Consider the following 3,290-nt stretch of genomic DNA (forward strand, 5'->3'; position numbering starts at 1 on the left):
ACTTGAGGCGGATGTTCAGCCTGAAACAAGTGAATGAAGAGCAGTGGTTGGAACTGGTCTTGTTGGCGACTTATCTGTGGCACTATTGGGCTGATCTGAGGCCAAGAGTGAGAAAAATCATAAGGACAAGTTGAAAATGTAATGCGCCGGAGAGGGTTTTATAAGTTCTCTCCGGAATAGTCAGAGTCTGAAATTACTTGAACTGCGTTTATGGGTTCAAGTCCGACAGGCTGCTAGATGACTGTTTATAAACATCACCCTGATCCAGAAGACTTGAGAGAGCAAACAGAACCATTTGCACCTGCTGAGGCGTCGATAGCCCTGCCGTATGGTTCAATGCCACATCTCTGCTGTCTGCGACGAGACGTTCCATAAAATTCAGCTGTTCTGGCTCTCGGGTCAGCGATGAGTATCGACGATTCAGCGCCTTGACTGTTTTTTCAGGTAACTCTCCGAGCTTCTGGTCAAAAATATTCTCTTGAGTCAGACAGATGGTTCCGAGCCGCCAGCCTGTTGCACCGTAATACTTGGAGAAGGAATAAACGCAAAGCGTATTCCTTGGACATACCGCAAACAGGGAGTGAAAGGCTTCTGTAAAAGTGCCATACACATCATCAGTGAGAATCATGAGATCAGGTCGCTTTTTCTCAACAAGCTCTGCCAGCGTAGAAAGCGTCTTTTGATTCATACAGACTGAGGTAGGGTTGGCAGGATTGACCACACAGAACAGTTTAATCGCCGGGTTTTCCAGCTTTAACAACGCTTCTTCAGTGATCTGCCAGTCATTTTCTTGTGTCGATTCAATTTCAACGACATTAAATTGATATTCAGGCAATGCTGGTATTTCAAGGTACGGTGAAAAAATCGGAGTGGCCAGGGCAATGGTATCCCCTTTATTCAGCAGTCCATTACTCACCAGACTTCGAAAAACGTAGGTCATGGCTGCCGTTCCACCTTCCGTAGCAAATACCTCGAAGTCTTTGTGGCTACGCTCCCCTTTCTTAATCTCCTGGATAATAAATTCCCGAAGAATCGACTCTATACAGGGGAGGATTCTTGGTGGATTGGGATACGAGCAGCCCAGAATGGCTTCAACCATTTCATGCAAAAAATCCTCAGCCTGGATACCCAAATGACTGCTGGCATATGAAGTAGCCGCCTGCAAAAAATGGATCCCCTGTTCTCCATGACGGGAATGAACAAACTCATCAAATCGACCTACTACCCCTGATGGATCAGGAAGCCCCCCAAATCCACCATAAAGGTGGCTGAAAGATCGCTCTGCCTCCAGCAAAGCAAACTCATACAGCCTGAGAAAGGCATAACGGGGTAAAGTGGCCACAAAATCAGGATTACCACGCCCTGCATTCAACATCATACTTTCATGCTTGCTTTTGGCTCGCTCAATCAAACAGTCTTTGACTTCAAAAGGACTAAGATCACTCGATATTTCAGGCATCGACTTCATGCTCACTCCCCTTATAAACAGATTGAGTTGACTGTGGATAGTCAGAAACGAGGAACCATAAGATTACGGGCTCTCAATATATAGCAGGAAAAAAGCAGGCTATTACGGGGAATCTTTCAAGATTCAGACTGTCTAACCCCCATTACCCATACGAACAAGGATCGTGAGATTATGGACAGCCTGAGCTCCAGCCCACCCCGTCATACCTCAACAGACTCAGCTGTTCTCGTACACAGTCCTAAGCCTGATTGCCTGCCATTACTTGAAACTCATCAAGAACCCGGATTAAGAACCTCTGAATCTTCGCCTGAGCAAAAGGCTAAAACAGAGAGAGTTATCCAAAGCCTGGATCAGCTGAAGCTTTCCAGTTTTTCAGTGTCATTTGATCGAACACTTACACCACTCAGTCACTTTGGTGAACACCTTGAATGGGTGCACAGAATGTTCAGGGAACTAGGGCTTTCTGAGGAGGAAAAGCAAAAAGTAGAGAACATACTTCAAGCTTACAACGACAATATTCTAGCCCTACAAACAGGGACACTACCGGAGCACTGTGTACTATCCAATTCTGTCTACTCAGATTTTACAAAAGAGACAAAGCATTTCCCGAAAAAGCTTCAGGATGAACTCAATATGTTGAGTGTGCATTTTAGAGTCCTGCAGTCTTCAGAATTTTATAATTTTGCACTTCTGGACAAAGAGTTACTCTCAGACCTGGTTGAATTCATCGAAAAGCAGGCCGACCCAAGAGTAGAAGAGTTGATGGCGGGAGCTGGATGGCTCAACAAGTCTCTGACAGAGCGTAGTATCGATGTAGTCTCAAGCGACAACTTTTCTATCAGAAATATTGAATCGGCCTATCCAACGGGCCTCGCGCAATGTTTTGGAATTCAAGAGCATTACTCTCTCATGAGACCTGTTAAGGGAGCTTCCGTACAGCAAGCCAATGCAATCAATGTACTCAAGGAAAGTGACCGAAAGATAGTTTTAATGTGCTATCCCAATCCCAGCCCTACTTATCTCAGGAAGTTATTAGAGGAATGCACGCGCACAGGCAAAGTCGTCATTCACATAGCACCGGATGGGGAGAGCTTTGAAAAATTAGTGCCTCCTACCCAGGCTAGAGGTCATTTTGAGATTATAAAAGGCGCTCCCACTTCAAAGATCAAAACCCAGATTCTTGAGATTGGGTATTGGCGAGTAACGCCTGATTCGTAAAAAATAAAAAGTCATGAATCATAAAAAAACCGGTGAACTCGAATGAGTAACACCGGTTTTTTGTCGGGAATGCCTGAGCATTCCCTAAACATCATTGCTTTAGAGCGATGGATCGGAAATCAGGTGGAAGTCAGGGACATCCATAGAATATATAATTCTCAACAATGAAACACCAGCAACTCACTCCCAGGGGACGAGTCTTCTTGCCAGAGCATGTCTTCTTGAAGATCGGCCTAAAGCACAAGATAGTAAGGTGTTGAACCTGGATCAATCAACTTACTGCGAGCTCGGGTCATGGGGGCTCCAGTTTAAAGAATTCAGTGACAGGAGAAAAGTAGTTTCACTGTGTGGCTAGTCAAATGTTATCGCCGTAAAGGGTTGATTTACCAACAGTTTTTAGACCATTAGTTCATCACCCCTCCGGCACAGATCCGTACGTGCACTACTAATGCATACGGCTCCTACCATCAATCAAACACACATTCGCTGATTTGGGTATGGGTGTGTGAGTGTACTGCTCGGGATGAAGTATTTGATGAGTTTCGTCATCTTTGTCCACGTCAGGGTGTGGCGCTGGCTGCGTTTTCGCAGGGCTCTCAGCCAG

2 protein-coding genes are annotated in these 3,290 nt (G+C 45.4%); one reads left to right on the forward strand and one right to left on the reverse strand.

The features are described from left to right. Positions 1-208 precede the first annotated feature (208 nt). Positions 209-1,468 carry a bifunctional aspartate transaminase/aspartate 4-decarboxylase gene (locus tag WG89_RS27770; protein ID WP_062270937.1) on the reverse strand — a complete coding sequence of 420 codons (1,260 nt, stop codon included), beginning with the start codon at positions 1,466-1,468 and terminating at the stop codon, positions 209-211. A 441-nt stretch (positions 1,469-1,909) separates the two neighbouring features. Between WG89_RS27770 and WG89_RS27775 the strand changes: the two genes are divergently transcribed. After that, positions 1,910-2,686, forward strand: a complete 777-nt coding sequence (locus tag WG89_RS27775) for a hypothetical protein (RefSeq protein WP_153301880.1) — start codon at positions 1,910-1,912, stop codon at positions 2,684-2,686. Positions 2,687-3,290: the final 604 nt, after the last annotated feature.

Source organism: Endozoicomonas arenosclerae, from assembly GCF_001562015.1.
Lineage (GTDB): Bacteria > Pseudomonadota > Gammaproteobacteria > Pseudomonadales > Endozoicomonadaceae > Endozoicomonas_A > Endozoicomonas_A arenosclerae.

Excerpts from the sequence above, each read along its gene's own strand:
- WG89_RS27770 (WP_062270937.1), bottom strand. The coding sequence starts at position 1,468 with ATGAAGTCGATGCCTGAAATATCGAGTGATCTTAGTCCTTTTGAAGTC.
- WG89_RS27775 (WP_153301880.1), top strand. The coding sequence starts at position 1,910 with ATGTTCAGGGAACTAGGGCTTTCTGAGGAGGAAAAGCAAAAAGTAGAG.